This window comes from Streptomyces albiaxialis (genome assembly GCF_039530985.1).
Lineage (GTDB): Bacteria > Actinomycetota > Actinomycetes > Streptomycetales > Streptomycetaceae > Streptomyces > Streptomyces albiaxialis.
Genome location: NZ_BAAAPE010000016.1, coordinates 137,469 through 159,524, shown reverse-complemented (window position 1 = coordinate 159,524; position 22,056 = coordinate 137,469). Strand labels below are relative to the sequence as shown.

Here is a 22,056-nt window from a genome sequence, read left to right as displayed (position 1 = left end):
GTGGATTACGGAACGGGGCGTTCAGCCAACCACCAACCCGCCACCCGCCAAAATCCGGCTTGACACAAGGGAAGGGAACATGTGTTCTATTCTAGGTTCGAGAGAGACGGACGACACGGGTGAGACACGGAGGAGGCCGCCATGCGCTGGGACGATCTGAGTGGCGAGGGACCTTCCGCGGCCCCCGCGCTGTTCGGCACGAACGCGGTCACCCGCACGTTCGACACCCCTGAGTTCAGAGGCGTGACCTTCCACGAGGTCCGCGCCCGTTCGATCGTGAACAAGGTGCCGGGCGCCTCGCGCATGCCGTTCGAATACACGGTGAACCCCTACCGGGGCTGCACCCACGCCTGCGTCTACTGCTTCGCGCGCAAGACGCACAGCTATCTCGACCTCGACACCGGCGAGGGCTTCGACTCCCAGATCGTCGTCAAGGTCAACGCGCCCGATCTGCTGCGCAAGGAGCTGAGCGGCCCGCGCTGGCACGGGCAGCACATCGCGATGGGGACCAACGTCGACTGTTATCAGAGGGCGGAGGGACGATACCGGTTGATGCCGGGCATTTTGACCGCCCTGCGCGACTACGCGAACCCGTTCTCGATCCTCACCAAGGGGACGCTGATCCTCCGCGATCTCGACCTGCTGCGCTCGGCCGCCGCCATCACCGACGTCGGCGTCTCGGTCTCCGTCGGCTTCACCGACGAGGAGCTGTGGCGCACCGTCGAGCCGGGCACGCCCGCGCCCGAGCGCCGCCTCGACGTCGTCCGTACGCTCGCCGAGCACGGCATCCCGTGCGGGGTCCTGATGGCCCCGGTCATCCCGTTCCTCGGCGACTCCCCCGCGCAGCTCCGTACCACGGTGCGCGCCATCGCGGCAGCGGGCGCGCACTCCGTCACGCCGCTCGCGCTCCATCTGCGCCCCGGCGCCCGCGAGTGGTACATGCGCTGGCTCGCCGAGCACCACCCGCACCTCGTCCGCCACTACGAGGCGCTCTACGCGAACGGCCCGTACGCCCCCACCTGGTACCAGCGGCGCATCACGCGCCAGGTGCACGAACTGGCGGCCGAGTACGGGCTCGGCCCGTCGGCGCCGGGCGAGCACCGCCGCGTCGAGATCCGTCCGGAGCCCGCCGAGTCACCGTCCGAGGAGCGCTCCGAGGAGCAGGACAACCCGCACTGCACACAGCTCACTCTGCTCTGACGCCCGCCCTCCGGCCGACCGGTCCTCCCCCGGCCCTCCCTCCTCAGTCGCAGACCTTCCGGTACGGCACACCGGGCACGTTCTGCTTCCACTCGGCCCTGGTCAGGTTCTTCGGCCCGTCGGTCCGCCGGCAGAGCGAGTCGGCCAGCTCGTCCGGATCGAGGTTCATCCTGTACGAGAGGACGCGTCCCCCGGTCAGGTGCAGATCGCCCCGCTCGTCGAACGCCACGTCGAGCAGATCGGCCTCGATACCGGGCAGGAGGCCGCCCAGTCGCTGGCGGGAGGGCACGTCCCAGAGTTGGACGCGTTTGTCCCCGACGACGCCGACGAGCGACCGGCCGTCGGGGGAGAACCGCAGCCGCGTGGCCTGTCCGTCGGACGCCTCGGCCGGGCCGGGCAGGCGGCCCAGCCGCTGGGTCGCGTCGTGGTTCCACAGCGCGACTCCGTCGGGTTCGCTGACGGCCAGGGTCTGCCCGTCCGGGCTGAAGGCCACATCGGTCAGGTCCGCGGTTCCCAGCGCCCGCCGGGCCGTCTTCCCCGTCTCCAGGTCCACCCGGTCGCCCGAACTCGTCACGAGGACGCGGTCGTCGCCTGAGCCGTTCAGCGCGAGCCAGTGCCCGCCGACCTGTTCGACCGTGCGGGTCTTTCGGCCCTTCCGGACGTCCACGATGTCGATGGACCACGCTTCGCGGTCGTCGCCCGCGGTGCGGCTCACGGCAAGGGTCCGGCCGTCACGGCTGAAAGCCAGCGTCTCCACCGCGCCGCGCTTGCGTCCGCCCAGGCCGACGAGACGGTGCTTCCCCGTCCGCGTGTCGTGCAGGGCGACCTCGACCTGTTTCCCGTGTCCCGTCTCGTCGTGGGGATAGGCCAGTGTCGTCCCGTCGGGGCTGAGCGCGGAGGGCAACTGACCCTCACCGCCACCCAGGGGCGCGAGGGCCCGGGCCGGGAAGCCGGGCTTCTTCCCCGTCGCGGGCTCCGCCTTGGGCTCCTTTTCGGGCACCGTCCAGGTCCGCAGGCGCGAGCCGTCCCCGACAGTGTGTGCGGTCAGCAGGCTCCTCGCTCCCGGGCCGTAGTGGCCGAGGGTGTTCCCGGTCTCCTTACGGGGGAGGTCGAGCGCTCTCAGGTCCAGCGTGTGCACCGAAGGGCCGTCCACATAGCGCAGTTCACGGGAACGGGGGTCGATGCCGAGCAGGCCCTCCGTGAGTTGGGAGGCCGTCTCCTCATCCGGTGTGTGCGCCTTGTGCGTCAGCAGGGGCCGGTCCAACTGGGAACTGCGGGCGACGCTGAGCGTGCCGTCGGCCATGGTGGCCACGGTGTCGCCGTCCGCGCTCATGACGAGGGCTCCGTCGGCAGGGGGATCGGCTGTGGTGTCCTCGGCCTCCAGGGCGGTGGTCGACAGCGGCTTCCCTGTCCGGGTGTCCCATGTGGACAGCTCCCCGTCGTTGAGGATCGCCACCGTGGTGTCGTCGGCACTGGAGGAGACCGAGACCGTGTCGCCGCACGCGTCGGTCTCCTGGCCGCGCAGCTCGGTCGAACCGCCGTAGGTGATGTCGTACAGGACCGGGCGATGGCCCGTACGGCAGGAGAGCAGGTGCCGCCCGTTCTCGGTCAGTTTGGCGTACTGGTCGGACACTCCGAGCAGCGTGCGGCCCGTACGGGTGTCGATGACGGAGAGCTTGGTGCTGTCGGTGCCGACGAGCATGCGGGTGCCGTCCGTCGAGAGCGCCCGGATCTCCTTGTCGCCGATTTTCACCTTCCCTGCGCGTTCCCCTGTGGCGAGATTCCGTACGGTGCCGTCGTCGGTCGCCGCGAAACGCCCGTCCGCCGCCACCGCGCCGAAGCGTTCCACCGGCACGCCACCGGTACGGAGAGGGAGCTTCTTCCCCGTACGGGTGTCGAAGCGGTGCATCGTGCCGTTCAGGGCCCCGAGCGTCTGGGACACCAGGACACGGCCGTCGCGGGACAGCGTGCGGGACATGCCGGACTCGAAGCTCTCCGGCTCTTCCGTGGGGTCCTTGAAGAGCGCCTTCTCCCGCTGCCACGCCGACTGGTACAGCGCCCCGCGCGCCTCCTCCGAGGGGGACACCCGCCAGGCGGCGATGCTCAGCAGCGCGGCGGTCCCCGGGTCGGTCGCGCGCATGCCGTCGGCGACCGACGCGACGTCCCGCGAGGTGGCGAGGGCCCGCTGTTCGGCGTTCGAGCGCTGGAACTGCCAGGCGACGACGCTCGCCACCAGGGCGAGCACCAGCAGCACCGCTATCCCACCGCGCAGCCGGCGGCGCTGGCGGTGCCGTCGCGACTCGTGCGCGCGGGCCGCGGCCAGGAACACCCGTTCCAGCCGGTTCGGCCGCACCGCGGCGTGGGCGGTGGCGGCCTGGTCAAGTGCCGCGCGCAGGGCCCTCCCCTGCTGGAGATGGTCCGGGTCCCGCTCGGCCTCGTCCCACGCCCGCGCGGCGTCACCGGTCCTGCGCAGGACGCGCAGCTCGGCACGGTGTTCGGCCGTCCAGGCCGCCAGGCGGGGCCATGCCCGGTGCAGGGCCGCGCTGGCCGGACGTACGGAGCCGTCGGGCTCGCGGACGAGCACGGACTCCGCGAGGAAGGCGTCCAGCGCCTGGTGGATCGCGGCCGACTCGTGGGCGGGACGGCCCTCCAGCAGCTCTCCGTGGGAGGCGGTGCGTACCCCGTCCTGCGAGCCGTCGGGCGCCTCGCCCGGGACGACGAGCCGCAGCAGCACTTCCTCGGCCGCCGCCCTGGCGGCGGGATCCAGCCCCGTGAACACCTGCTCGGCCACGTCGCCCCAGTCCGGCAGGGGCGTGGGGGCGTGCCCGGAGGAGTGCGGCAGCGCCGCCGCGCTGGCGCCCTGGGCGAGCAGATCGGTGGCGGGGGGCGCGGGCGGCGAGGGGGACGGGTGCGGGGACGGGGACGGGGACGGGGACTGACGCTGAGCCGGGAGGCCGTCGGCCAGCAGGCCCAGCAGCAACTGCTGTGAACTGGGCCTGGAGGCGGGGTCCTTGGACAGCGCGGCGCCCACCAGGGGCCGCAGCCGTTCGGGTACGGGCGTGAGATCGGGCTCCAGTTCGGTGACCCGAACGACGATCTCGCCGAGGTTCTCACCGTGGAAGGGCGCCTCGCCGCTCGCCGCGAAGAGCATCACGGCGCCCCAGGCGAACACGTCGCTCTTGCCGTCGGCCCGCGCGCCGCGCAGGACTTCGGGCGCCATGTAGCCGGGCGTGCCCATCATCTTGCCGGTCTCGGTGAGCGACATCTCCTGTGTGCGGGCGATCCCGAAGTCGATGACGCGGGGCCCGTCGGGGCCGAGCAGCACGTTGCCGGGCTTCAGGTCCCGGTGCACGACGGACGAGGCGTGGATGGCGGCCAGGGCGGTGGCGATCCCGGTGGCCAGGCGCACCAGATCGTCGCCCCGGAGGGGACCGTCCTGGCGGACCGCGGCGTGCAGGTCGCGGCCGTTGATGAACTCGCTGACGATGTACGGCGGATCGGCCTCCAGGTCCGCGTCCAGCACGCGGGCGGTGCAGAAGGACGCGACCCGCTGGGCCGCGGCGACCTCCTTGCCGAACCTGTCCTTGGCGAAGTCGTGAGCCGCGCCCTCCGCGCGCAGCACCTTCACCACACAGCGCTCCCCCGCGCTGTCGTACGCCTCATAGACCACTCCCTGTCCGCCGGCCCCGAGCACGGACGCGATCCAGTACGGACCGATGCGCTGAGGGGCGTCAGGGGTCAATAACTCCCGGCTCACATGTTCCTCTTCTGCTGATCCGACGGAGGGCAGCGAGGGTAGTCGAGCGAAGCCGAGGAACGGAGTCGTTTCGATACTCTTGCGTTTCGATCCGGTCGCGGGGTACTGTCTTCGTGTACGACACCGTTTCGTTCGCGTCGCCCGCCCCCCGGGCCGCGCGGCAGACAGGGGGACTCATGGCCGGACAGGCCTCCGCCTCCGCGGCTCCCGCCGCCGGGCAGCGCCGCAGCAGACTCACGCCCGAGCGGGAGCGGGAGATCTATCAGGCGGTGCTCGACTCCGTGAGGGAGGACGGGTACGACACGTTGACGATGGACTCCGTCGCCACCCGCACCAAGTCCAGCAAGGCCACGCTCTACCGGCAGTGGGAGAGCAAGCCGAATCTGGTGGCCCGCGCACTGCTGGCCGAGCAGCGCGTGACCATCGCCGATATCGACACCGGGACGCTCGCCGGAGACCTCCACGAGATGCAGCGGCGCGTCAGCGGTGAGATAGGGCGTGACACCGAGCTGCTGAGCGGCCTCGGCCACGCGATGCAGCGCGACACGGACCTGGAGCGGGCGGTCCGCTCGGTGCTGATCGAGCCCGAGATCCAGTTCTTCGACACCATGCTCCAGCGCGCGATAGGCCGAGGCGAGGTCTCGGAGGGCAATCCGGCGCTGGAGTTCGTCCCCCATCTCATGCTGGGCGTGATGGTGGGGCAGCGGATCATAGACGGCCACGAGGCCGACCCCACCTTCCTGGAGAGATACGTGGACGCGGTGGTCCTCCCCGCCGTCCTCACGGACTGACCTCCCGATGAGCTGACGCCGTCACCCCCCGGGCAGCGGGCCCGGTCGGCACCCGACATCACCCATCCCACCCCTGCGGGAGCTGGTGGGCGACCGTGGCTGACGGCGCCCGCGCCTGAACTCCCCCGGCTGGGCCGTGCCCTGCCCTGCCGTGCCGTGCCGTGCCGTGCCGTGCCGTGCCGTGGAGAGCGGAACACGGAGCGGACCGGCCGTGCCGTGACCGTGGGGACGGGTGCGGCACGGCACCGGGCCGGCGGGCGCTCCTCGGAGGGGGTTCGCCGGGCTGAATCCTTTTGCGCCCGCCGGGCCTCTAGTCCTTGTACCGACGAACGTCGGGACGGAAGCTGGAGGTTGTCGTGAGCGTGGGAATCGGTATCGGCATCGCAGTCGTCGTGGGAATGGTGCTGCTCTGCACCTGTGTGTTCGTGCTGAAGCGCGGGCGGGGCTCGCGTGGTTGAGGCGGGCTGGCCGAGTGAGCCGGTGATCGTCGCCGCGCAGCGCGGTGATGCCGAGGCGATCGCCGCGCTGGTGTCGGGCTCGCATCCGAACGTGCGCCGGTTCGCCCGTTCTCTCTGCGCGAGCCCGGAGGACGCGGAGGACGCGGCGCAGGAAGCGTTGATCATCCTGTACCGCAAGATCGGGATGCTGCGGGCGTCCGGCGCGCTGGCGTCGTGGATGTTCCGGATCGTCCGCAACGAGTGCCTGCGGCGCGCGCGGGCGCTGGCCCGGGGCCACCCGCGCCACCCGCCCGTGCCGGACGCCGCCGTCGAGTCCGCCGAGGACGAGGCCCTGCGGCGGCTGGAGGTGAGCCGGACGGCGGAGGCGATCGCCGCCCTGCCGGCCGACCAGCGGCAGGTACTGATCATGCGGGACGTGCAGGGGCTCAGCGGCCGGATGGTCGCCGATGCGCTCGGGCTCAGTACGGCGGCGATGAAGTCTCGCCTGCACCGCGCCCGCCGCACCGTTCAGCAGGCGCTCCGTCCCGCGCCCGACTCGCCCACGGGAGGAAACCGATGACCCGCTCGACAGCCGACGGGCCCGACTTCGCGAGTGCCTCCGTGGCGCGGCATCTGGTGCGGGGCGCGGTGGGGTTCGGCGCGCTGGCCGGTTCGTTCGCGCTCCTGCCCGCCGTCGGTCCGGTCGGCCTGGCGCTGCTGCCGGTCGGGGTGCTCGCGTTGCGCGGGTGCCCGATGTGCTGGGCCGTCGGGCTGGCGCAGACCGTCTCCCGGGGCCGCCTCCGGCGCTCCTGCGAGGACGGCCGCTGTGCGGTGGCGCGGCCGTCGGACGCCGACAGCCGTTCGGCCGGAGCCGCCTAGTTTCTGGCCGACCGACACGACCACGCCGGAACCGGGACCAGGACCGGGACCGGGACCGGGACCGGGACCAGGGTCCGAGGCGCCCCGGTCTCATCCCGGCGGTCGGCGATCGGCGGGGCCCCGTCTCGTCAGCCCTCTCCCCGGAGCAGGGCGGCCGTGCACGCCAGCGCCTCGGCCAGGGTGAACGCTCCCGCGTACAGGGCTCGCCCGTCGGGCGCAGCCGGTGTCGAGGGCCGCGTTCAGCGCCGCGTCGTCATGGATGCCCGCCCGGCACATGAGCTGCACGTCGAGGTCCACCGCGTCGATGATCCGGCGGGCCTCGGCCAGTCCGCCGCCCTCGCCCTCGTCCTCGGCGACCACCAGGTGCAGCCACCGCGCGCCCTGCTCCTGGAACGCCAGCGCCGCCTGGATCGGATCGGTCCGAGCGGTCTCCGGGACGTGGCCGTCGCCCACGAGGTGGACCACTCGGCCGCCGGCCACGTGTACCGACGGGAACAGCTCGAACCGGCGGACGGAGCCTAGTCCTCCCTCGGCGGCGCGTCGTCGTTCCCCCGCCTGATCGTCCGGAGCGCCCTTCCCGGGTTCCACACCCGGAAGACGATCTCCTCGCCCTCGATCGACACCCGCGTGATCTCCTCGATCCGGGTCCTGAAGAGATGGAACGTCTCCGGAACCTCACCCTCCGGCGCGTGCGACGCCCACTCCGCCAGTTCGTCCGGGTCCGTCACCTCGACCGCGCGCCCCGAGATCCGTACGTCGCCCTCGTCCATCTCCGCGCCCGCCCCCGGGTTCGCGTGCAGCGCGAACCTCGGGTCGCGCCGCAGGTCCAGCGCCTTGCGCGAGTTCGGCATCATCCCCAGCCACAGTTCGCCGCCCCGGAAGTCCGCCTCGATCCCCGTCAGCCGGGGCGCGCCGTCCGCGCGCAGCGTCCCGAGGACGTGATGCCGGTACGCGCCGTAGCGCGCCTCCACGGTCTTCGCGAACTCCGGTTCCGCGGCCTGTACGTCCTGCCAGCTCTTTCCATTCTCCATACGTCCAGGCTCGCGAAGAATTCCGACAACCTCTGTCCAGATTCCTGCGAAGCTCTCCCCCATGCATGTGAGAGATATGACCGAGGCCGACATCGACGCCGTGTCCGTGCTGCGCGTACGCGGCTGGCGGTTCGCGTACGCGGGCCTGATCCCGCAGCGCGCCCTGGACGCCCTGGACCCCGCTGAGGACGCCGCCCACCGGCGCCGCATGACCCCGGTGCCGTCGCTCGTGGCCGAGGACGAGAACGAGGGGGGCGAGGGCGAGGTCATCGGCTGGGCCGCGTGGGGGCCGTACCGGTCCGACGCGACCTCGTCCTCGCCCCCGCCCTCGCCCGAGGACGTCGAGTTGTACGCGCTGTACGTGCTCCCCGACCGTATCGGCACGGGTACGGGCCGCGCCCTCATGGCAGCCGTCCTCGACGCCGCGGCGGCGACGGGCGCGACCCGCATGCTCCTCTGGGTCCTCCGCGACAACGCGCGAGCCCGCCGCTTCTATGAGGCGGCGGGCTTCACGGCCGACGGCCAGGTGGCCGACTTCGAGATCGACGGTACGACCGTCCCCGAGGTCCGTTACGTCAGGCTCCTCGCCCCGCGCCCCTGACGAACCGGTCCCACGCGTCGGGGCTCACCGTGAGGTACGGGTACGTGGTGTCCTTCGAGTCCCGCACGAGGATGCGCCCCGCCGCGCGTGCGACCTCCACGCATTCTCCGCCGTTCCCGGCGCTGTAACTGCTTTTGGTCCAGGCTGATTCCGGTGGGTGGGTTCTCATTGCTCTCCCAGCAGCTTCTCGATGAAGCCCATCGACTCACGAGGGGTCAGCGCCTGCGCGCGCAGGATCCCGTACTGCTCCTCGAACTCGCGCACCATCGTCCTCGCGGTGTACAGACGGCTGTTCCCCTGCACCTCAACGTACGCGACCCTGCGCCCATCCCGGGTCTCGATCAAGGTGAACGGGCCGCCCAGCCCGCAGTGTTCCTCGCGCCCGGTCGGCATCACCTGGATCTCGACGTTGCGCTGGTGGCTCTGCAGCAGCACGTGTTCCAACTGGGCACGCATGATGTGCCTGCCCCCGATCGGCCGTCGCAGGACCGACTCCTCCACCACGAAGCTCAGCGTGGGCATCTGCTTCCACGAGAAGATCTCCTGGCGTGCCAGGCGCGCCTCGACGCGCTGTGCCAACGTCTCCTCGCCCAGGAGCGGTCGCCACATCCCGAACACCGCGCGAGCGTGATCCTCCGTCTGCAACAGACCAGGCATGCCGTAAACGGCATACACATGGACGGCGACGGCCCTCGCCTCCAAACGAGCCGCATCCCGGAAGAACGCCGGATACTGCGCTTGCCGCAACTGCTCCTTCATCGCGGTCAGAACACCATCGGCGCCCAGCACTTCGTCGGCGCGGTCGATGAAGCGTTCGGGCGGGATGCGGCGGCCCTGCTCGAACGAGGCGATCGTGGACGCCGAGTATCCGACCCGGTTCCCGAACTCCTCCCTCTCGATCCCGGCCCGCAGCCGCAACGCCTTCACCTGCTTGCCGAACGCCACGACGAGGCCCGAGCCCTCACCCTCGTCCAACTGACCCGGCTGTTCCACCCCGAACGCCTCCTCCGCCCACGTACACCCGCCGGACAGGCGCGTACAGAAACGCCGTCGTCGGAGAGTCACCGCTGGTCACGCTACGCCACCGGGGCAACGCTTGGCGTCATGACCAGCGAATTCCACGAGTTCTCGATGCGATTCAGCTCGACACCGCGCGGTGCGCGCCTCGCGCGCCGTCTCGCGGCGGAGCGGCTGCACGCGTGGGGAGTCCCGTACGGCTCCGAGGCGCACGACACCGTCACGCTCGTTCTCGCGGAGCTGTGCGCGAACGCCATACGGCACGGCCATGTGAGCGGCCGGGACTTCCGGCTCCGCCTGGGGACGGTGCCGCACGGCGCGGCCGTACGCGTCGAGGTCACGGACACGCGCGGGGAGCGGATCCCGGAGCGGACGAAGGATCTGCCGCCCCTGTCCGAACACGGGCGCGGGCTCGCGCTGGTGGCCGCGCTCGCCACGCGCTGGGACTGGCATCCGCGTACGGACGGCGGGCCCGGCAAGACGGTGTGGGCGGAGGTCGCGGTGCCGCTTCCCGGCGTTCTCGGCCGGATCCCCGACTAGATACGGCTGGACATGGCGTTCCGCGTGGCGCGGAGGGGCGGCAGGCTGGCCGTCGGGCGTCATGCGCCGTACGCCCACCCCTCGATCCCCTCGGGAGGCACCGCATGGACCAGCCCTACGCCCCGCCGTACGCCCTGGACGCCACCGGATCCGACATCCACGCCGAGGGCGCCGCGCTGCGCGCGCGGGGGCGGGCGGCGTGGGTGAAGCTGCCCGGCGACGTCTGCCCCGTGCACGCGTGGGCGGTGACCGACCCCGTGCTCCTCAAGCAGCTCCTGGCCGATCCCCGCGTCTCCAAGGACGCGGCCCGGCACTGGCCGGATTTCGCCGACGGGCGCATCACGCGCGACTGGCCGATGCTCATCTGGGTGGCGGTCCGCAACATGTTCACCGCCTACGGCGCCGACCACACCCGGCTGCGGCGGCTCATCGCGCCCGCGTTCACCGCGCGCCGCACCAAGGCGATGCGGCCCCGCGTCGAGGCCATCACGGAGGCGCTGCTCGACGACATGGCGCGCGTCGGTCCGGACGAGGTCGTGGACGTGCGCGACCGGTTCGCCTACCAGGTGCCGATCCAGGTGATCTGCGAACTCATGGGCGTCGCGGAGTCCTTGGCGCCGCGCTTCCGCGCGCGGGTGAACGGGATCTTCGACACGACGCTCACCGCCGAGGAGGCGGAGGAGAACGGCAAGGCCATGTACGCGCTGCTCGCGGAGCTGGCCGAGAGCAAGCGCAAGGAGCCGGACGACGATCTCACCAGCTTCCTGATCGCCACGCGCGACGAGGAGCACGGCACGGCGCTGGACGAGCAGGAGCTGCTCGACACCCTGCTGCTGATGATCTCCGCGGGGCACGAGACCACCGTCAACCTGCTCGACCAGGCCCTCTTCCATCTGCTCACCCGGCCCGACCAGCTCGCGCACGTACGGGCCGGCCGGGCCACGTGGAGCGACGCGGCGGAGGAGACGCTGCGGGCCGAGCCGTCCGTGCCGTATCTGCCTCTGCGCTACCCCGTGGAGGACCTGGACCTCGGCGACGGGCTGGTGTTCCGGCGGAACGAGCCGATCCTCGCGGCGTTCGCAGCCGCCGGGCGGCATCCGTCCTGGCACGGCGAGGACGCGGACGTCTTCGACGTCACCAGGACGGACAAGTCCCACCTGGCCTTCGGCTACGGCACCCATCTGTGCCTGGGCATGTCGCTGGCCCGGCTGGAGGCCGAGATCGCACTGCCCGCGTTCTTCGACCGTTTCCCGCAGGCCGAACTCGCCGCCGACGTCCCCGGCCAGGAGATCGCGAAGGTCAGCAGCTTCGTCTCGAACGGCCACACCCGCCTGCCCGTCCGCCTCGGACGGGCAGCCCACTAGTCCGTCGGCCCGGTCCCCCGCCCGGTCCGTCAGCCCGGTATCCGCGCCAGAGCCGCCTTCGCCGCCGGGGACAGCCGGTGCATCTCCGCCGCCGCGTCCAGCACGGGGATCGCCCGGCGGTCGCCGAGCGCGCCCAGGCCCTGGACGCACGCCTCCGCGATGGGCCAGTAGTGCAGGGGCCCGATCAGCAGCCGCTGGAGGACGTTGATCAGCGTGGGGACGGATTCGGGGGCGCGCAGCGCGGTGAGGAGGCGCACGGGATAGAGCGCGTAAGCCGTGCGCAACTCGTTCGTGGCGAGCGCCGCCGCCGCCTTGGCCGTCCGGGGATCGCGGAGCCGCTCCAGCGCCTGTGCCGCCGTCGCGCAGCACACGGGGTCCCTGTAATTCAGCAGGAACACCAGCGTCTCGAAGGCTCTGCGGTCCCCCGCGCTGCCCAGCGCGAAGGCCGCTATCTCCCGCGCCCACAGCGGGCGTTCGGTCTCGACGAGCACGGACGCGAGCTGGTCGCGCGCGTCCGGCCCGCGCTGCCTGGCGAGCGTCACCAGGCGTGCGTACTCGACCGGTTCGGCGTCGGGCCGCACCCTGTCGATCAGCGCTCGGAATGGGTCGCCCACTCCCGCTCCCCCTTACGTGCCACATGCCACAGCTCTGGAATTTGTCCTACCCCTGGCTTTCTGGTTACCCACTAGTTAAGGTGCTCATCAGAGCGGCACCCCCGCTCAGGCGGCCTGGTGACGCAGCCGCCACGAGTGCAGTCGGTTCGGTTCGGCTCGTATGCCGCGCGTTCTGCGCGGTCAGCACGCCGGGGCCCCGGGACAGGGCCCGGCAGTGAGTGCGGCGGCACACGCATGTGCACAGCACCCTCACCTCACCCTCGTCTGCCACGCCCCGGCAGGGGCCTGTGTCCCGAACTTCCTGGAGTCCCGTGATGGACCGTCCTGCCCTGCGCACCATCGCCGTTGTCGGTCTCGGCACCATGGGCACCGGCATCGCCGACATTCTCGCCCGCTCCGGTCGCGAGGTCATCGGCATTGACACGAACGACGCAGCCGCGCGGCACGCCGTTGCCGCCCTGGAGGCCTCCACGGCGCGTTCGGTGCGCCTGGAGCGCATGTCCGAGCCCGAACGCCGGGAAGTGCTCTCCCGGTTCCGCACGTACCCCGACATCGAGGCGGCCGCCGAGGCCGAGCTGGTCATCGAGGTCGTGCCCGAGGACTACGACACCAAGTGCCAGGTCTTCGCGGCCCTGGACACCGTCGTCAAGCCCGGCACGATCCTCGCCACGGGCACCAACGCCCTCTCCGTGACCCGCCTCGCCGCCGACTCCGACCGGCCCGAACGGGTGCTGGGGCTGCACTTCTTCAACCCGGCGCCCGCGATGAAGCTCGTCGAGATCGTCTCGTCCGTGCTGACCTCGCCGGAGGCCGTGGCCGCCGTCACCGACCTCGCCAGGGAGCTGGGCAAGGACCCGATCGCGGTCGGCGACCGGCCCGGATTCGTCGCGGACGGGCTGCTGTTCGGCTATCTGAACCAGGCCGCGGCGATGTACGAGGCGCGCTACGCGAGCCGCGAGGACATCGACGCGGCGATGAGGCTGGGCTGCGGGCTGCCCATGGGCCCCCTGGCCCTGCTCGACCTCATCGGCATCGACACGGCCCGCACGGTGCTCGACGCGATGTACGCCGAGTCCCGCGACCGGCTGCACGCCCCCGCGCCCGTGCTGCGCCAGCTCAGCGACGCGGGGCTGACCGGCCGCAAGGCGGGCCGCGGCTTCTACACGTACGAGGGACCGGGCTCGGCCACCGTCGTCCCCGACTCCCTCACCCCCGACCCGGCCGGGAGCGGCACCGCCGGACGTCCCGTCGCCTCCGTCGGGGTCGCGGGCTCCGGCACGATGGCCAGCGGCATCGCGGAGGTCTTCGCGAAGGCCGGGTACGACACCGTGCTGGTCGCCCGCAGTGAGGAGAAGGCCGAGGCGGCGAAGGCCCGGATCGCCTCCTCGTTCAGCCGCTCCGTCGCCAAGGGCCGGATGTCGGACGAGGACCGGGAGGCGGCGCTGGCCCGGATCACCACGGCGGGCTCGCTCGACGCGCTCGCCGGGGTCGATCTCGCGGTGGAGGCCGTCGCCGAGGACCTGGAGATCAAGCGGCAGCTCTTCGCGACCCTCGACAAGGTGTGCAAGGAGGGCGCGGTGCTCGCCACGACCACGTCCTCGCTGCCGGTCGTCGCCTGCGCCCGCGCGACCTCGCGCCCGCAGGACGTGGTCGGCATGCACTTCTTCAACCCGGCGCCCGCGATGAAGCTGGTCGAGGTCGTGCGGACGGTGCTGACCGCCGACGACGCGCACGCCACGGTCCGCGAGGTCTGCGCGCGCGTCCGCAAGCACCCGGTGGACTGCGGCGACCGGGCGGGCTTCATCGTCAACGCACTGCTGTTCCCGTACCTGAACAACGCCGTGAAGATGGTCCAGGAGCACTACGCCTCGCTCGACGACATCGACGCGGCGATGAGGCTGGGCGGGGGCTACCCGATGGGCCCGTTCGAGCTGCTGGACGTCGTCGGGCTGGACGTCTCGCTCGCGATCGAACGCGTGCTGCACCGCGAGTTCCGCGACCCGGGCCTCGCGCCGGCGCCGCTGCTGGAGCACCTCGTCGCCGCGGGCTGCCTCGGCCGGAAGTCGGGGCGGGGCTTCCGCGAGTACGCGAGCCGGTGAACCGGTGAACCGAAGCCCCGGGTGGGCGGGGCCCCCGGTGGGCCCCGCCTGGGGCGGGCTGCTGGAACCTCCGGGCGGCGGCCCGTCCCCCGAACCCGTCACAGCATGTAACGTTCACCACATGCCAGAGCCCGCGAAGAACTCCCGTACGACCGCTACGCGTACGAATGCCGCAGCCTCCCAGCGTCTGAAGATGCGCCGGGAGTTGGCGGCGGCGGCCACGGAGCTGTTCGCCACGAAGGGTTACGAGGCGACGACGGTGGATGAGATCGCGGCGGCCGCGGGCGTCGCCCGCCGCACCTTCTTCCGGCACTTCCGTTCCAAGGAAGAGGCGATCTTCCCGGACCACGACGAGACCCTGGTGCGCGCCCAGGCCGTGCTGGAGGCCGCACCGCCGCACGAGAACCCGCTCGACACGGTGTGCCGCGGCATCAAAGAGGTCATGAAGATGTACGCGTCGAGCCCGAAGGGCAGCGTCGAGCGGTACAAGCTGACGCGCGAGGTGCCCGCGCTGCGCGAGCGCGAGATCGCCTCGGTCGCGCGCTACGAGCGCCTGTTCACCCGCTATCTCCTGGGCCACTTCGACGAGGCGGCCCACCGTGACGGCGTCAGCGATTTCGACGAGCCGCTGCTCGCCGAGGTCGCCGCCTCGGCGGTCGTGACCGCGCACAACCATGTGCTGCGGCGCTGGCTGCGCGGGGGCGGCATCGGCGATGTCGAGGGCCAGCTCGACCACGCGTTCGCGATCGTACGGCGGACGTTCGGCACCGGCTTCGGGGCGAACCGGCCCTCGCGGCCGGCCGCCGCCGAGGTCGAGCGTACGGGCGAGGTCCTGGTGACGGTGGCGCGTACGGACGCGCCCCTCGGCGAGATCATGGCCACGATCGAGCGAGCCCTCGAAAAGGACTGACCGCCCCTTCGCCCTTCAGCCCCTGTCCCGCTTGCCCTCTTGAGGGCTCCGGGCAGGGGCTGCCGCGTGCGGTGCCCGGCGGGCCGCCGCCGCGTCGTGGTTGCTCGCGCAGTTCCCCGCGCCCCTTCGGGGCGCACCCTGAAGCGCCCCTCAGGCGGGGCACCCGGTGCCCGGCGCAGTCGGATGCCCCCCTGACCTGCGATGATCGATCATCGCTCAGATGAGAAGTGATCCGGACAACTGAGAATTTTGGCACCCGGTGTCTTGTCGGCTGGCACTGCGTGTCATACGGTGAAGCCAGTCCGGGCACGGTCCCCATGGGCGTACAGCCCGTGCTGTCCGGACGCCTGCGTCACAGGCACACAACAGGCACAACAGGCACGCACCCAGGCACACCCGCCAATCCCGCGCACACCCGCGCGGCAGCGCACCGCACTCGCCGAACCGACGGCACTGCCTCACACCCGACGACACCTCAAGCGTCCGTCCCTCCCCTCATCGCGCTTCGCCGGAGGCATACCGTGAACGAGATCCTCGACGCGATCCTCGCGTCCGACACTCCGCCGGAGGACTTCGCCGCCCTCCCGCTCCCCGAGAGCTACCGCGCGGTCACCGTCCACAAGGACGAGGCCGAGATGTTCGCGGGGCTGGAGACCCGGGACAAGGACCCGCGCAAGTCGCTGCACCTCGACGAGGTGCCGGTCCCCGAACTCGGGCCGGGCGAGGCCCTGGTGGCCGTCATGGCCTCCTCCGTGAACTACAACTCGGTGTGGACCTCGATCTTCGAACCGCTCTCCACCTTCGCCTTCCTGGAGCGCTACGGGCGCCTCTCGCCGCTCACCAAGCGGCACGACCTGCCGTACCACGTCATCGGCTCCGACCTCGCGGGCGTCGTGCTCCGCACCGGCGCCGGGGTCAACTCCTGGAAGCCCGGCGACGAGGTCGTGGCGCACTGCCTCTCCGTCGAGCTGGAGTCCGCCGACGGGCACAACGACACGATGCTCGACCCCGAGCAGCGCATCTGGGGCTTCGAGACCAACTTCGGCGGCCTCGCCGAGATCGCGCTCGTCAAGTCCAACCAGCTCATGCCCAAGCCGGACCACCTGAGCTGGGAGGAGGCGGCTGCCCCCGGGCTGGTCAACTCGACCGCGTACCGCCAGCTCGTCTCGCGCAACGGCGCGGGCATGAAGCAGGGCGACAACGTGCTGATCTGGGGCGCGAGCGGCGGACTCGGCTCGTACGCCACGCAGTTCGCGCTCGCGGGCGGCGCCAACCCGATCTGCGTCGTGAGCAGCGAGGACAAGGCCGAGATCTGCCGGAAGATGGGCGCCACGGCGATCATCGACCGCAAGGCCGAGGACTACCGCTTCTGGAAGGACGAGCACAACCAGGACCCGCGCGAGTGGAAGCGCTTCGGCAAGCGGATCCGCGAGCTGACCGGCGGCGAGGACGTGGACATCGTCTTCGAGCACCCGGGCCGCGAGACCTTCGGCGCCTCCGTCTACGTCACGCGCAAGGGCGGCACGATCGTCACCTGCGCCTCGACCTCCGGGTACGAGCACACGTACGACAACCGGTACCTGTGGATGCAGCTCAAGCAGATCGTCGGTTCGCACTTCGCCAACTACCGCGAGGCGTGGGAGGCCAACCGCCTGATCGCCAAGGGCAAGATCCACCCGACACTCTCCAAGACATACCGCCTGGAGGAGACCGGCCAGGCCGCGTACGACGTGCACCGCAACCTCCACCAGGGCAAGGTCGGCGTGCTCGCGCTCTCCCCCGAGGAGGGGCTGGGCGTGCGCGACCAGGAGAAGCGGGACCAGCACCTCGACGCGATCAACAGGTTCCGGAACGTCTGATGGCCGACAAGGACCGTCCGTGGCTGATGCGGACGTACGCCGGGCACTCGACGGCCGAGGCGTCCAACGCGCTCTACCGCCGCAACCTGGAGAAGGGCCAGACCGGCCTCTCGGTCGCCTTCGACCTGCCCACCCAGACCGGTTACGACCCCGACCACGTGCTGGCGCGCGGCGAGGTCGGCCGGGTGGGCGTGCCGGTCTCCCACCTGGGTGATATGCGGCGGCTGTTCGAGGGCATCCCGCTCGACCGGATGAACACATCGATGACCATCAACGCCACCGCCATGTGGCTCCTGGCCCTCTACCAGGTGGTCGCCGAGGAACAGGGCGTGGACATCGCGGAGCTGCAGGGGACGACGCAGAACGACATCGTCAAGGAGTACCTGTCGCGGGGGACACATGTCTTCCCGCCGGGGCCGAGCCTGCGGCTGACGACGGACATGATCGCGTACACCGTCGCCCACATCCCCAAGTGGAACCCCGTCAACATCTGCAGCTACCACCTCCAGGAGGCCGGTGCCACGCCGGTCCAGGAGATCTCGTACGCCATGTCCACGGCCATCGCGGTGCTGGACGCGGTGCGGGACAGCGGGCAGGTGCCGCCGGAGCAGTTCGGGAAGGTCGTCGGGCGGATCTCGTTCTTCGTGAACGCGGGCGTCCGCTTCGTCGAGGAGATGTGCAAGCTGCGGGCGTTCACCCGCATCTGGGACACGGTGACGAGCGAGCGCTACGGCATCACCGACCCCAAGCAGCGCCGGTTCCGCTACGGCGTGCAGGTCAACTCGCTCGGCCTGACCGAGGCCCAGCCGGAGAACAACGTCCAGCGCATCGTGCTGGAGATGCTCGCCGTCACCCTCTCCAAGGACGCCCGCGCCCGCGCCGTCCAGCTCCCGGCGTGGAACGAGGCGCTGGGCCTCCCCCGCCCCTGGGACCAGCAGTGGTCGCTGCGTATCCAGCAGGTGCTCGCGCACGAGAGCGACCTGCTGGAGTACGACGACCTGTTCGCCGGGTCGCACGTGGTGGAGAAGAAGGTCGACGAGCTGGTCGACGAGGCGATGGCCGAGATGGCGCGGATCGAGGAGATGGGCGGCGCGATGGCCGCCGTCGAGTCCGGCTACCTCAAGTCGCGGCTCGTCTCCTCGCACGCGGAGCGGCGGGCCCGTATCGAGTCCGGCGAGGAGAAGATCGTCGGCGTCAACTGCTACGAGTCCACCGAGCCCAGCCCCCTCACCGCCGACCTCGACACGGCGATCATGACCGTGGACCCGGCGGGCGAGGCGGCGGTCGTCGAGGCGATCGGGCGCTGGCGCGAGACCCGCGACGAGCCGTTCTGGCGCGAGGGCACCCGCGATCCGGCCCTGCACCCGAGCGCCGAGCAGGCCCTCCGGCAGCTCAAGGAGGCCGCGGCCACCGACGAGAACCTGATGGAGGCCACGCTGGAGTGCGCCCGTACGGGCGTGACGACCGGCGAGTGGGCGGGCGCCCTGCGCGAGGTCTTCGGCGAGTTCCGCGCGCCGACGGGCGTGAGCAGCGCCCCCGTGGCCGTGACCGCCGAGGAGGGCTCGGAACTGGCGGCCGTCCGCGCGAAGGTCGCCCGCACGGCGGACGAACTGGGCGTGGGCAAGCTGCGGCTGCTCGTCGGCAAGCCCGGGCTCGACGGGCACAGCAACGGCGCCGAGCAGATCGCCGTACGCGCCCGCGACGCCGGCTTCGAGGTCGTCTACCAGGGCATCAGGCTCACGCCCGAGGAGATCGTCGCGGCGGCCGTCGCCGAGGACGTGCACTGCGTGGGCCTGTCCATCCTCTCCGGCTCGCACGCCGAGCTCGTGCCGGACGTCCTGGCCCGGCTGCGCCGGGTGGGGGCCGACGACATGCCCGTGATCGTGGGCGGCATCATCCCGTCCGCCGACGCGCGGGCGCTGCGCGAGGCCGGAGTCGCCGCGGTCTTCACGCCCAAGGACTTCGGCATCACGGAGATCATCGGCCGTATCGTCGACGAGATCCGCCGTTCCACCCAGCTCGACTCGTACACCCCTGTGGAGGTCCCCGCATGACCGAGGTCAACCGGCTTCGTCCCCGCCGCTCCTGTCTGGCGGTCCCGGGCAGCAATCCCCGCTTCCTGGAGAAGGCCCAGGGCCTCCCCGCCGACCAGGTCTTCCTCGACCTGGAGGACGCGTGCGCGCCGCTCGCGAAGCCGGACGCGCGGCACACCATCGTGAAGTTCCTCAACGAGGGCGACTGGACCGGCAAGACGCGCGTGGTCCGCGTCAACGACTGGACGACCGAGTGGACGTACCGCGACGTCGTGACCGTCGTCGAGGGCGCGGGGCCCAATCTGGACTGCATCATGCTGCCGAAGGTCCAGACGGCGGACCAGATCGTGGCGCTGGACCTGCTGCTGACCCAGATCGAGAAGACAATGGGCTTCGAGGTCGGCAAGATCGGCATCGAGGCGCAGATCGAGAACGCCCGCGGCCTGGAGAACGTCAACGAGATCGCGGCGGCCTCCCCGCGCATCGAGACCATCATCTTCGGCCCGGCCGACTTCATGGCGTCCATCAACATGAAGTCCCTGGTCGTCGGCGAGCAGCCGCCGGGCTACCCGGCCGACGCGTACCACTACATCCTGATGAAGATCCTCATGGCGGCGCGCGCCAACGACCTCCAGGCGATCGACGGCCCCTACCTCCAGATCAAGAACGTCGACGGCTTCCGCGAGGTCGCCGGCCGCGCCGCCGCGCTCGGCTTCGACGGCAAGTGGGTGCTGCACCCGGGCCAGGTCGACGCCGCGAACGAGGTCTTCTCGCCCTCCCAGGAGGACTACGACCACGCCGAGCTGATCCTCGACGCGTACGCGTACTACACCTCCGAGGCGGGCGGCAAGAAGGGCTCGGCGATGCTCGGCGACGAGATGATCGACGAGGCCAGCCGCAAGATGGCCCTGGTCGTCTCCGGCAAGGGCCGCGCGGCGGGCATGTCCCGGACGACCTCCTTCACCCCTCCGGAGGCATAGGCGGGCGTGCCGCGCCCCGCAGGGGCGCGGGGAACTGCGCGAGCGACCACGAGGCACCCGCGCCCGGCGACGGCGAACGTGCCCCACCCCATCAGCCGCCCACAGGAGACCAGAACATGCAGTTCGGCCGCACCTTTGAAGAGTTCACCGTCGGCGAGACGTACAAGCACTGGCCGGGAAAGACGGTCACCGAGTACGACGACCACCTCTTCTGCCTGCTCACCATGAATCACCACCCGCTGCACATGGACACGAACTACTCGGAGTCGACGACCGACTTCGGAAAGAACGTGGTGGTGGGGAACTACATCTACTCGCTGCTGCTCGGCATGTCCGTTCCCGACGTGTCGGGGAAGGCCATCGCGAATCTGGAGATCGAGTCGCTCAAGCACGTCGCGCCGACCTTCCACGGCGACACGGTCTACGGCGAGACGACCGTCCTGGACAAGGTTCCCTCGAAGTCCAAGAACGACCGCGGGATCGTGCACGTCGAGACCAAGGGATACAAGCAGGACGGCACCCTCGTCTGCGTCTTCCGCCGGAAGGTGATGGTGCCGACCGAGGCGTACATCAAGGAGCGCGGCGGCGAGCAGCCGGGCCGGCCGACCCTGGCCGAGAAGGAGAAGTGAGATGGGACGTCTCGCGCAGACCGAGGGCCTGACGGAGATCCAGCGGGAAATCGTCTCCACGGTCAGGAACTTCGTCGACAAGGAGATACTCCCGGTCGCCACGGAACTGGAGCACCGGGACGAGTACCCGACGGAGATCGTGGAGGGCCTCAAGGAGTTGGGGCTCTTCGGGCTGATGATTCCCGAGGAGTACGGCGGGCTGGGTGAGTCCCTGCTCACCTACGCGCTGTGCGTGGAGGAGATCGCCCGCGGCTGGATGAGCGTGTCCGGCATCATCAACACGCATTTCATCGTGGCGTACATGCTCAAGCAGCACGGCACCCGGGAGCAGAAGGACCACTTCCTGCCGAGGATGGCGACGGGCGAGGTCCGCGGCGCGTTCTCGATGTCGGAGCCGGGCCTCGGCTCGGACGTCTCGGCCATCACGTCCAAGGGCGTGCGGGACGATGGGGGCTTCGTGCTCGACGGCCAGAAGATGTGGCTGACGAACGGCGGTTCCTCGACGCTCGTCGCGGTGCTGTGCCGTACGGACGAGGGCCATCCGGAGGGTACTGCTCCGCATAAGTCGATGACCACGTTCCTGGTCGAGAAAGAGCCAGGCTTCGGCGAGGTCAGGCCGGGTCTCACGATTCCCGGCAAGATCGACAAAATGGGTTACAAGGGCGTCGACACGACCGAGCTGATCATGGACGGCCTGCGGCTGCCCGCCGACCGGGTGCTCGGCGGCGAGACCGGCCGCGGTTTTTACCAGATGATGGACGGCGTCGAGGTCGGCCGCGTGAATGTCGCGGCGCGTGGCTGCGGCGTCGCGCAGCGTGCGTTCGAGCTGGGTATTGATTACGCACAGCAGCGGCACACCTTCGGAAAGCCGATCGCACAGCACCAGGCCATTCAGTTCAAGCTCGCCGAGATGGCCACAAAGGTCGAGGCGGCACACGCGCTGATGGTGGGCGCCGCCCGGAAGAAGGATTCCGGTCAACGCAACGACCTCGAAGCCGGAATGGCGAAATATCTCGCCTCCGAGTACTGCAAGGAGGTCGTGGAGGACGCCTTCCGCATCCACGGCGGGTACGGTTTCAGTAAGGAATACGAGATCGAGCGGCTCTACCGCGAGGCGCCGATGCTCTTGATCGGTGAAGGAACCGCCGAGATCCAGAAAATGATCGTGGGCCGGCGCCTGCTGGAGGAGTACCGCCCGCAGGGTTGACACCAGGGTCGAATGTCCTTTTCGGGGTGTTTTCTTGGGGATCAAGGTCACACCCCGAACTGGGACTTCGGACACTGACTGGCCCTCTGGCTTGCCCAGTTGCCATCA

The 22,056-nt window shown here is 70.7% G+C and carries 20 protein-coding genes; 14 read left to right on the top strand and 6 right to left on the bottom strand.

The features are described from left to right. Positions 1 to 141 precede the first annotated feature (141 nt). The gene (locus ABD343_RS32205; RefSeq protein WP_344533305.1) at positions 142 to 1,200 is read left to right on the top strand and encodes an Rv2578c family radical SAM protein; all 1,059 of its coding nucleotides are present in this window, start codon (positions 142 to 144) and stop codon (positions 1,198 to 1,200) included. Positions 1,201 to 1,243: 43 nt separating this feature from the next. On the opposite strand, the gene ABD343_RS32200 is transcribed toward ABD343_RS32205, so the two are convergent. Beyond that, positions 1,244 to 4,957, bottom strand: coding sequence for a protein kinase domain-containing protein (locus tag ABD343_RS32200; RefSeq protein WP_344533303.1), 3,714 nt, complete (start codon positions 4,955 to 4,957; stop codon positions 1,244 to 1,246). Between the two features lie 176 nt (positions 4,958 to 5,133). On the opposite strand from ABD343_RS32200, the gene ABD343_RS32195 reads away from it, so the two are divergent. The 3 genes from ABD343_RS32195 to ABD343_RS32185 all read left to right on the top strand — a co-directional run bounded on the left by ABD343_RS32195 (position 5,134) and on the right by ABD343_RS32185 (position 7,064). After that, complete coding sequence (locus tag ABD343_RS32195) at positions 5,134 to 5,748, top strand: TetR/AcrR family transcriptional regulator (protein WP_344533301.1); 615 nt, start codon at positions 5,134 to 5,136, stop codon at positions 5,746 to 5,748. A 480-nt stretch (positions 5,749 to 6,228) separates the two neighbouring features. Next, positions 6,229 to 6,765 carry an RNA polymerase sigma factor gene (locus ABD343_RS32190; RefSeq protein ID WP_344533299.1) on the top strand — a complete coding sequence of 179 codons (537 nt, stop codon included), beginning with the start codon at positions 6,229 to 6,231 and terminating at the stop codon, positions 6,763 to 6,765. Further along, the gene (locus ABD343_RS32185) at positions 6,762 to 7,064 is read left to right on the top strand and encodes a hypothetical protein (RefSeq protein ID WP_344533297.1); all 303 of its coding nucleotides are present in this window, start codon (positions 6,762 to 6,764) and stop codon (positions 7,062 to 7,064) included. The genes ABD343_RS32190 and ABD343_RS32185 overlap by 4 nt, the downstream gene beginning before the upstream one ends. A gap of 90 nt (positions 7,065 to 7,154) precedes the next feature. Here ABD343_RS32185 and ABD343_RS41055 read toward each other — a convergent pair whose 3' ends face one another. Both ABD343_RS41055 and ABD343_RS32175 read right to left on the bottom strand, forming a co-directional pair. After that, the gene (locus ABD343_RS41055; protein ID WP_425578337.1) at positions 7,155 to 7,517 is read right to left on the bottom strand and encodes a HisA/HisF-related TIM barrel protein; all 363 of its coding nucleotides are present in this window, start codon (positions 7,515 to 7,517) and stop codon (positions 7,155 to 7,157) included. Positions 7,518 to 7,582: 65 nt separating this feature from the next. Further along, complete coding sequence (locus ABD343_RS32175) at positions 7,583 to 8,095, bottom strand: pyridoxamine 5'-phosphate oxidase family protein (protein WP_344533294.1); 513 nt, start codon at positions 8,093 to 8,095, stop codon at positions 7,583 to 7,585. 61 nt (positions 8,096 to 8,156) lie between these two features. On the opposite strand from ABD343_RS32175, the gene ABD343_RS32170 reads away from it, so the two are divergent. Continuing rightward, entirely contained in the window at positions 8,157 to 8,696 is a 540-nt protein-coding gene (locus ABD343_RS32170; RefSeq protein WP_344533293.1) for a GNAT family N-acetyltransferase, read from the top strand. Here ABD343_RS32170 and ABD343_RS32165 read toward each other — a convergent pair. Then, entirely contained in the window at positions 8,671 to 8,796 is a 126-nt protein-coding gene (locus tag ABD343_RS32165) for a DUF397 domain-containing protein (RefSeq protein ID WP_344533291.1), read from the bottom strand. The genes ABD343_RS32170 and ABD343_RS32165 overlap by 26 nt on opposite strands. Before the next feature lie 65 nt (positions 8,797 to 8,861). After that, positions 8,862 to 9,689: a helix-turn-helix domain-containing protein gene (locus ABD343_RS32160; protein ID WP_344533290.1), complete on the bottom strand. Its 828-nt coding sequence runs from the start codon at positions 9,687 to 9,689 to the stop codon at positions 8,862 to 8,864. Positions 9,690 to 9,800: 111 nt separating this feature from the next. Between ABD343_RS32160 and ABD343_RS32155 the strand changes: the two genes are divergently transcribed. Together ABD343_RS32155 and ABD343_RS32150 are read left to right on the top strand one after the other, a co-directional pair. After that, positions 9,801 to 10,253 (top strand): ATP-binding protein, encoded by a 453-nt coding sequence (locus tag ABD343_RS32155; RefSeq protein WP_344533288.1) that lies wholly within the window; start codon positions 9,801 to 9,803, stop codon positions 10,251 to 10,253. A gap of 104 nt (positions 10,254 to 10,357) precedes the next feature. Beyond that, positions 10,358 to 11,617, top strand: a complete 1,260-nt coding sequence (locus ABD343_RS32150) for a cytochrome P450 family protein (protein WP_344533286.1) — start codon at positions 10,358 to 10,360, stop codon at positions 11,615 to 11,617. 29 nt (positions 11,618 to 11,646) lie between these two features. On the opposite strand, the gene ABD343_RS32145 is transcribed toward ABD343_RS32150, so the two are convergent. Further along, positions 11,647 to 12,231, bottom strand: coding sequence for a HEAT repeat domain-containing protein (locus ABD343_RS32145; protein ID WP_344533284.1), 585 nt, complete (start codon positions 12,229 to 12,231; stop codon positions 11,647 to 11,649). 314 nt (positions 12,232 to 12,545) lie between these two features. Between ABD343_RS32145 and ABD343_RS32140 the strand changes: the two genes are divergently transcribed. The 7 genes from ABD343_RS32140 to ABD343_RS32110 all read left to right on the top strand — a co-directional run bounded on the left by ABD343_RS32140 (position 12,546) and on the right by ABD343_RS32110 (position 21,948). Further along, positions 12,546 to 14,330 (top strand): 3-hydroxyacyl-CoA dehydrogenase family protein, encoded by a 1,785-nt coding sequence (locus tag ABD343_RS32140; protein WP_344533282.1) that lies wholly within the window; start codon positions 12,546 to 12,548, stop codon positions 14,328 to 14,330. Between the two features lie 121 nt (positions 14,331 to 14,451). Continuing rightward, positions 14,452 to 15,240, top strand: coding sequence for a TetR family transcriptional regulator (locus ABD343_RS32135; RefSeq protein ID WP_344533280.1), 789 nt, complete (start codon positions 14,452 to 14,454; stop codon positions 15,238 to 15,240). Positions 15,241 to 15,761: 521 nt separating this feature from the next. Beyond that, positions 15,762 to 17,099 (top strand): crotonyl-CoA carboxylase/reductase, encoded by a 1,338-nt coding sequence (ccrA, locus tag ABD343_RS32130; RefSeq protein WP_344533278.1) that lies wholly within the window; start codon positions 15,762 to 15,764, stop codon positions 17,097 to 17,099. After that, a complete protein-coding gene (locus ABD343_RS32125) occupies positions 17,099 to 19,153 on the top strand; it encodes a protein meaA (RefSeq protein ID WP_344533276.1) in 2,055 nt (684 codons plus the stop codon). The genes ccrA and ABD343_RS32125 overlap by 1 nt, the downstream gene beginning before the upstream one ends. Further along, a complete protein-coding gene (locus ABD343_RS32120) occupies positions 19,150 to 20,112 on the top strand; it encodes an HpcH/HpaI aldolase/citrate lyase family protein (RefSeq protein WP_344533274.1) in 963 nt (320 codons plus the stop codon). Before ABD343_RS32125 ends, ABD343_RS32120 begins: the two co-directional genes overlap by 4 nt. 116 nt (positions 20,113 to 20,228) lie before the next feature. Beyond that, a complete protein-coding gene (locus ABD343_RS32115; protein WP_344533273.1) occupies positions 20,229 to 20,741 on the top strand; it encodes a MaoC family dehydratase in 513 nt (170 codons plus the stop codon). A gap of 1 nt (position 20,742) precedes the next feature. After that, a complete protein-coding gene (locus tag ABD343_RS32110) occupies positions 20,743 to 21,948 on the top strand; it encodes an acyl-CoA dehydrogenase family protein (protein ID WP_344533272.1) in 1,206 nt (401 codons plus the stop codon). Positions 21,949 to 22,056: the final 108 nt, after the last annotated feature.

Coding starts and splice junctions, on each gene's coding strand:
- ABD343_RS32205 (WP_344533305.1), top strand. CDS start 142: ATGCGCTGGGACGATCTGAGTGGCGAGGGACCTTCCGCGGCCCCCGCG.
- ABD343_RS32195 (WP_344533301.1), top strand. CDS start 5,134: ATGGCCGGACAGGCCTCCGCCTCCGCGGCTCCCGCCGCCGGGCAGCGC.
- ABD343_RS32185 (WP_344533297.1), top strand. CDS start 6,762: ATGACCCGCTCGACAGCCGACGGGCCCGACTTCGCGAGTGCCTCCGTG.
- ABD343_RS32175 (WP_344533294.1), bottom strand. CDS start 8,095: ATGGAGAATGGAAAGAGCTGGCAGGACGTACAGGCCGCGGAACCGGAG.
- ABD343_RS32170 (WP_344533293.1), top strand. CDS start 8,157: ATGCATGTGAGAGATATGACCGAGGCCGACATCGACGCCGTGTCCGTG.
- ABD343_RS32155 (WP_344533288.1), top strand. CDS start 9,801: ATGACCAGCGAATTCCACGAGTTCTCGATGCGATTCAGCTCGACACCG.
- ABD343_RS32150 (WP_344533286.1), top strand. CDS start 10,358: ATGGACCAGCCCTACGCCCCGCCGTACGCCCTGGACGCCACCGGATCC.
- ABD343_RS32140 (WP_344533282.1), top strand. CDS start 12,546: ATGGACCGTCCTGCCCTGCGCACCATCGCCGTTGTCGGTCTCGGCACC.
- ABD343_RS32135 (WP_344533280.1), top strand. CDS start 14,452: ATGCCAGAGCCCGCGAAGAACTCCCGTACGACCGCTACGCGTACGAAT.
- ABD343_RS32125 (WP_344533276.1), top strand. CDS start 17,099: ATGGCCGACAAGGACCGTCCGTGGCTGATGCGGACGTACGCCGGGCAC.
- ABD343_RS32120 (WP_344533274.1), top strand. CDS start 19,150: ATGACCGAGGTCAACCGGCTTCGTCCCCGCCGCTCCTGTCTGGCGGTC.
- ABD343_RS32115 (WP_344533273.1), top strand. CDS start 20,229: ATGCAGTTCGGCCGCACCTTTGAAGAGTTCACCGTCGGCGAGACGTAC.
- ABD343_RS32110 (WP_344533272.1), top strand. CDS start 20,743: ATGGGACGTCTCGCGCAGACCGAGGGCCTGACGGAGATCCAGCGGGAA.